1 pseudogene is annotated in these 8,373 nt (G+C 39.7%); it reads left to right on the forward strand.

From position 1 onward, the window contains the following. Nucleotides 1-8,373, forward strand: a pseudogene (locus tag H344_RS0116260) (hypothetical protein); the annotation flags it as partial.

Here is an 8,373-nt window from a genome sequence, read left to right on the forward strand (position 1 = left end):
TGGAGCGGGACTTAGTAATGAGACCACCTACAGCGGACTTGCTTCTGGGACTTATAATTATATAGTACAAGACAGTAAAGGTTGTACTTATAATGGCAGTGCTACTTTAACTGCTCCAAATCCTATTACTGCAGATGCGGTATTAATTCAGCCCTATACTTGCTTACAAACAGCTAGCATTCAGGTACAAAACGTAACAGGAGGAACACCAGGATATACTTATAGTATTGACGGAGTGACCTTTGTTACGGGAGATACTTTTAGCGGACTTACCAATGGGGATTATACCATTACTGTAAAAGATGCTAGCGGATGTACTTTTGCGGCCCTACCCGTAAGTATCCCGGCATTAGACCCACCAACGGATATTACTTTTAACGCTACAGCACCTTATTGTACTGCAGAGACGTCAGAGGTGAACCTTACGGTTACCGGAGGAAGTGGTACAATTACTTACGAAATTATTGATCCCGCAGGAGCAATCGCTGCCAATACCACAGGTGTATTCAGTAATCTTTCTCCCGACACCTATACTTTTAAAGTAACCGATGCAAAGGGTTGTAGTTATGAGGAGAACTTTACTATTATCCCAGTACAAAAGATAAATGTATCTGGAACTTTAGTGGAGAATGTTTCTTGCCAAGGAGGATCGGATGGTGCTATTCAATATAATGTCACTGAGATTTCTGGAACTTATAGTTTTACTGTAACCGGACCTACGACAATAACCCCACAAAACGGAATTACAACAAGTCAATTGAATTTTAGTGGTTTAGTTGCTGGTGATTATACAATTACTGTTACGGACGATACTACTAATTGTACTGATACGGCTACGGTTACCGTGAATGAACCAGCAGATTCCCTAATGATTGATGCAGTGACAGTCACAGATCCAAGCTGTTCTGTTAGTGGAACGGTTCCTGGAAAGGTGAATATCTCTGTTTCTGGAGGATGGGGTGGTTACTCTTATCAAATTACAGACCCAAGTGGAGCTGTTTTCTCTAATACTACTGGAGTATTTGAGGGGTTATTAGATACTTCCGCACCTTACAATGTTGAGGTTACTGATGTAAATGGATGTAGTGTTTCTACGACTTTTACTTTAAATCCTGCCATAGCTCCAGAGCTTGCTTTAAACGCCAATAACTTATGTTATGATGCTTCTGTAGGGTTAACAATAACTGCTTCTGTTAGCTCAGGTGGCCAAGCTCCATTTCAATACAGAATTAATGGTGGGGCTTACCAATCTAACAATATTTTTAGCGGATTAACTCCTGGAACCTATACCGTAGATGTAACAGATAATAAGAACTGTACAGATACGGAGACGATAACTATAAATCCAACGCTTACTGTAAACGCAACTCTTGATAAAGATTTGGATTGTAGTATAAGTCCAGATGCCGAAATAAACGTTTCTATTGCAAATGGAAATCCAGCTTACACTTATGAGGTATTCTTAAACGGAACAATTTTCCAAGCTAGTATGGCAGTGCCTGCGTCACCATTCACATTTAGCACAAGCACAGCGGGATCCTACGAATTTATAATTACCGATGCTTCGGGATGTACCGTAACATCTAATTCTATAATAGTAACAAACAATGTACCATCAACAGTAAATCCGGTGGTAACAGACCCAAGATGTGCAGGTTCTGCCGACGGATCGGTTAATTTAAACGTGTCAGGAGGAACAACACCTTATCAAATAGTATTTAATGGGAGTGCACCTTCTTCACAAATGGTTTATACTGGCTTAACATCAGGTACTTATACTTATACTGTTACAGACGCTAAAGGATGTGAGACAACAGGTACGGTTACCTTAACTGATCCTGCAGTATTAGCATTATCCACTGCGGTTTCCCAAGATTATACTTGTACTACAGGATCTGCAACTATTGATGTAACGAGTACCTCAGGTGGTTCAGGATCATATACCTACAGTATTGATGGGGTTAATTTTGGAGTTGGAACTACTTTTTCTGGATTAACCGCTGGGACCTATACAATTACAGCTAGGGATAGTAATAATTGTACGGTAACCAGTACCCAAACAATTGATCCGTTAAATGGACCTACAGATTTGTCCTTTACACCAACGGCAATGACCTGTCCGGCTGTTACTAGTGATATTACAGTGAATGTAACGGATGGAAATGGGCCGTTTATCTATAAAATTATATCACCTGCTTTACATGCAACGGACAATGGCAATAATGCAACCTTTACAGGTTTACCTGCAGGTACCTATACTTTTGAAGTTACAGATGCCAAAGGGTGTACAATACAAGAAAGCTATACGGTAAATACCATCCCTAAGGTTAGCGTACTGTACCAATTGGTTAAAAACGTAACCTGTAAAGGAGACCTTGATGGAGAATTTACTTTTGAGGCGAGCGATTTTGTTTCCACATTTAGTTATGTGGTTGAGGATAGTGCTGGCAATATAGTACAGTCAGCTAACAATATAAATACCATCACTCCGATTTCTGTTCCCAATTTGGGTGCGGATACCTATATGGTTATTGTAACCGATGATATTACGAATTGTACAGCATCAGCTCCGGCTTTGATAGCTGAACCAATTACTCCATTAGATTTCACTTTTACCAATACAGATGTTACTTGTTCTAGCAATGCCTCTATTTTGGTTAATGCTACTGGCGGATGGGGATCCTATCAGCATCAGTTGATGGATGATACTGCTACAGGGATTATAGTACCCTTCCAAAGCAATAAAACTTTTACAGACATTGCTGCAGGTACCTATACCATTCGAGTAATGGATGCCAACGGATGTATAGTGGATAAACCAATTACTATTAATGCTATAGGTACTCCTACTCTAGCCTTAGATCTTAGTGCATCAGATTTATGTTCCGATGCTAATGGTGCAGAGATTGTCTTAACCGCTACAGGAGGACAAGGGCCTTATAGGTTTAGAATAAATGGAGGTAGTTATCAGGCTAGTGAAACTTTTTCAAACTTAGCTCCTGGAACCTATAATTTTGAAACAACAGATATTTTTGGTTGTTCTTCTGGAAATTTAACGATAACTGTTCCAGAAAGGTTAAAAATCACCAATGCGGTGATTACTAAAGATCTCACTTGTTCTATTCCTACAGGTGCTGTTATTGAGGTAACCATAAATGGTGGTTATCTTAATTATGACCGCTATGAGGTAAGTACTGACGGGGGAGCTACATTTAATCCAGGTGCTGCAATAACAGGATCAAGCTTTAGCTTTAATACCAATACCGCAGGTAACTATATTTTTAGAGTGTATGACGATAAAGGGTGTAATGTAATTTCAAATCCTATCCAAGTAGATCCTATTACCAGCCCTGAAGCTACGCATATAGCTACTAATCCTAGTTGTTATGGAGGTGATGATGGAGTTGTTGAAATTGTTCCGGTTTCGGGATCAGGACTTTCTCCATATCAATTTAGTTTTAATGGAAGTCCTTTTACTTCTCAAAGAACCTATTCGGGACTGTCAGCTGGTACCGCTTATTCTTATACCATTAGAGATAGTAAAGGTTGTGAGACAACTTATAGCGTAACATTAAGTGACCCTGATATTTTTGATGCAGAGGTTACCGCAAATAATGTTTCTTGTGGACCATCTGGAGATGTTGCAGGATCAATAGATATTGAAATAAAAACTGGTGGAGTAGCAGATTATACCTATACCCTTTATGATCAATCCAACAATATTGTGGCCGTAACAGGACCAACACCAAATCCTGTAACCACCCCTAATACTACCATCACTTTTGACGGATTAGATTTTGGAGATTATTATGTTAGGATTATAAACGCGAATGGTTGCGAGTATTATGAGAATCCAGTAAGAGTGTTGGCTAGTCCATATATATCACTTACTTCAGCTCCAGCTATTGTAGACTGTATAAGTGGTGGGACTGTTGAATTGACTGCAGATAGTGGGTCAGGAAACTACACCTTTACTATTTTAGGCACAAGTATTGGTCCAAATTCTGTTACCACATCCGGTAACCCTGTATTTGCAACCTTTACTGGTCTAAACCCAGGTCAGAAATATGTTTTCCAAGCTATTGACGATGTTACTGGTTGCTCTAGTTACATAGAGGCAGAAATTCCAAATCTTTCAAATATTGATGTGGTTGATTTCCCAACTGTAACCGATGTAAGTTGTTTTGGAGAAACGGATGGATCATTAGAATTTCAAATAGAGGGCTTCGATTCAGGTGTAACAGTTCTTAATTACGAGATACGTAATGCCCTTACCAATTCACCCTTAGGAGCGGCTTACTCTGGTAGTGTTGCTCAACCGGCTGGAGGTCCTACTGCAACCCCTTCAATAACTGTAAATAACATTCCTCCAGGAGATTATGTGTTGTTTTTTGAAGAGGACTCAAGTCCATCTTGTACCAATACATTCGAGTTTAGAATATTAGAGCCTAATCCGGTAGAATTAAATCTGGTAAGCCAGTCTAAAGCTAATTGTACTGATGGTTCTTTTGTTACGGTTAAGGCAACAGGAGGTTCTGGAACTTATACTTATGCTTATGTGCTTGCAGGAGCCGCGGCCCCTACAACTTTTCCAGAATCTAGTACAATGCAGATAACTTCCGTAACTTATCCTGTAGATTATGATATTTACGTACAGGATATAAACGGCTGTATAGCACCACCTGTAACGGTAACACTAGAAAAAGACCCTGAAACAGCTATCAACTTAAGTGTTGTGGATTCTTGTGTAGCTTCAGATGGGACTTATGAAATTGAAGTAGAGTTAATTACTGCTGGAATTGCACCACATTATATGAGTGTAAATGGTGGAACTTTTGTGCCGGTAACTCTAAACAATTCAGGAGATACCGTAACAATATCTAACCTTTCGTCTGGAGACCATACTGTAAGAGTAATAGATTCCAATGGATGTGGAGAGGCAGCCAAAATTATTACCATTTCTCCTCCATTTTCTGCTATAGCAACACAAACTGCTGAGGAGCAATGTGATCCTGCAAATAGTGCGGAGGTAACCATAGTTACAGATGGTGGATCTGGAGACTTTAATTTTATTCAAACTTCTCCTGCTGGTCCTACACAAATTAATAACCCAGTGTTTACTGGATTAACAAGCGGCAGTTATACTTTTGATATTGTAGATAATATTACCGGTTGTGTAGATAGTGTTTCTATTACCATAGATGCACCAGTAAATCCTACCTTTACTTTATCTTCTGAGGCGGTGAGCTGTTTTGGCGGAAGTGATGGAACTATTACTGCAACATTGAATGCAGGGAATGTAGATACGCCTTACCAATATAGTTTGGATGGAGGTACTACTACTCAAAACTCCAACGTATTTACTGGATTGGCACAAGGTAGCTATACAGTTACTGTTATTTCAGATAAAGGGTGTTTACATAACGAAACTATTACCGTAACAGAACCAACACAATTGGTGTTTACTGCTTCTGCATCTGCATATAGTTGTGATGATAATTTTAGTATGGTAACTGTAGATAATCCAAGTCCAACAGGAACAGGACCATATTTGTACAGTTTTAATGGCGGATCTTTCCAATCTAATAACACCTATAATGTGGCCTTTGGTGCCCCAGATGTAAATGTGATTGTAAAGGATGATAATGGTTGTACTGCAGCAATAGCGGTTGCTATTCCTGTAGAACAAGAGGTAACTGCTAGTATTACTGTACATCAAAATATAGATTGTAATAACGGCGAGGAAATTATCCAAATACACCCAGCGGATGGTTCAGGAGATTATACTATTACTGAATTGGCAAATGGTACTGTGGTTGCGGATCCAACAAATATTGTTTTAACCGCACCAGGAAATTATGCCTATGAAGTACTAGATAATAATACGAACTGTTCTGTAATTGTAGAGCATAATATTGCTCCATATAAGCTTATTTCAGTAGCTGCTTCTCTTGTTGCAGATGCCAGCTGTAGTGATAGTTCTGATGGAGAATTACAAATTAATATTTCTGGCTATACAGGAACTTTTGATTATCAGGTTCTGGATGGTCTTGGGAATCCAGTGTCAGGTGCATCTGGAAGCTCTAATGCAACCTCAAATCCATTTAATTATGTAATACCACAGACATTACCAGCCGGAATGTACACTGTTAGAGTAACGGAAACACAAATTCCTTTGTGTAACGAGGTTTCTAATTCCGTAACGGTTGATGCCCCGGAAGAAGTAATTGTAGTTGAGGTTAGTAATACGCCAGACAATTGTAATGAAGATGCAATTGTAGTTGTACAAGCCAGTGGAGGTACCGGACCTTATACCTATGCGGTAGTATTAGATGGTTCAGCTATTCCTGGAGCATTTCCAGAGGACGAAACCCTTCATTTAGATTATAGTACAGCTGCAAACTGGGATGTTTATGCCCAAGATGCGAATGGTTGTATTTCTAAAGTTTTAGATATTACAATCACCGAAGATACTAGTCCAGATATTGCATTGTTCATTGCAAATGAGTGTGCAGAAGAAGGTAGTTATTCTATAAATGTTAGCCTAGATGCTACAAATACAGGAGTAGCTCCATACCGAGTTAGAATTGTTGGGAATGCTTTCCAAAATACTGCATCCTTCCCATATACCTTTAATAACCTTAGTTCTGGTACTTATGATATTGAGGTGTTAGACGCTAATGGATGTGGAGAAATTGAATCGATTACCATTAGTCCTGAATTAGATTTTAATGCTTCGGTGAATACCCAACCATCATGTAATACTAATGATGGGGTAATTGACTTTGTAGTTGCAGGTGGGTCAGGGACCTATACTACTGAATTGTTGGAAGCGGATGGCATTACTGCAACGGGAATTGCCCCAGTTGGAAACCAATTTACAGGAGTGGCTTTTGGGACTTATGTTGTCCGGGTGACAGATAATACATTAGGAAGTCCTACCAATTGTACCAAGGAAATCATGGTGACTTTGGAAGAGCCAACAGCAGTAACCTTACAAGCTACTCAGAAAACTGATATTAGTTGTTTTGGTGCAGCCGATGGTAGCATAACGGTTAGCTTGGTAGCACCAAGTGCTGGAGTAAATGATAATCCGCCTTATACCTTTACCATAGACAACGGGGTAGATGCGGCCATTACACAAAGCAATGGATTTTTCTCAGGGTTAAATCCAGGGAATTACGTAATTACTGTGACTTCTAACAGAAACTGTGTGGTTACGGACAACGTTACTATAGTTGAGCCGGCTCAATTGGCTGCTTCAATAAGCAACGTGGTAGAATTTGCTTGTGATGTGGATAATACTACACAATCAGCTTCTTTTGATATCATTGCGGATGCTTCTACAGGTACAGGACCATACTTTTTTAGTGTAGATGGAGGGGAATATTTTGAGGGTACAGGTGCCTCCAAAAATCAATATACCTATGTAACTGCTGCTGCGGGTACATTTACTGTGGACGTTAAGGATAGTAATGGATGTACTATTGTGGCGCTATTAACTCAGACAATTGATCCTCTCCCAGAAATCACAGACGTTTCCTTTATGCAATTGACGGAAATATCCTGTAGCAATGATGAGGAGATAGAAATAACATTAACTGGAGGATCAGGAGACTTTACATTTGAACTATTGCCAGTTGGAAGCCCTTATGGTACATCAATATCTGTAACAGGTAATACTGCTGTTTACCAATTGAGTAGAGTAGGTGATTATACTTTCAGAGTGACAGATAATGTAACAGGATGTTATTTCACTTCTGCACCTTACACTATTGTTCCAAACGATCTAATTGATGTTGTGGCCACAGCCATTACACCAGTAACCTGTTTTGGAGACTCTGATGGGGTGATGGAGATAAATGTTACCGATTATACTGGTAACTACTCTTATGAGGTGTTCCATAGTGATGGTACCACTACCTCTATAACAAATACGGGAGTAGCTCCAGGAGTGCTAAGCATCGCCGGACTTTCTGCAGGGAATTTCTATGTGGAACTTACTGCTACAGATGCTCCATTCTGTCCGGCTAACTCTAACATTGTGACTATAGGGTCGCCAGATGCCGCCCTTGATTTAGTGGTTACTAAAAATATTAATGCCAATTGTACTATTGGTGCGCAGGTAACGGTTAAGGCCAGTGGAGGGAACGGTAGTTATACCTATGCCTTTGTTGAGGACGGGATATCTCCTACTCCATCGGATTATACTGTAAGTGCTAGTGCTATTCTTGATCCTACTACCAATTTAAATTGGGACGTATGGGTGAAAGATGCCAAGGACTGTGCTTATAATATAGATGTGGTTATTGATGTAGATCCTCTTCCAACGGTAAGCTTACCAGCCTATGCAGACGATCAGTGTACTTCTAC

The organism is Arenibacter latericius DSM 15913, from assembly GCF_000424985.1.
Lineage (GTDB): Bacteria > Bacteroidota > Bacteroidia > Flavobacteriales > Flavobacteriaceae > Arenibacter > Arenibacter latericius.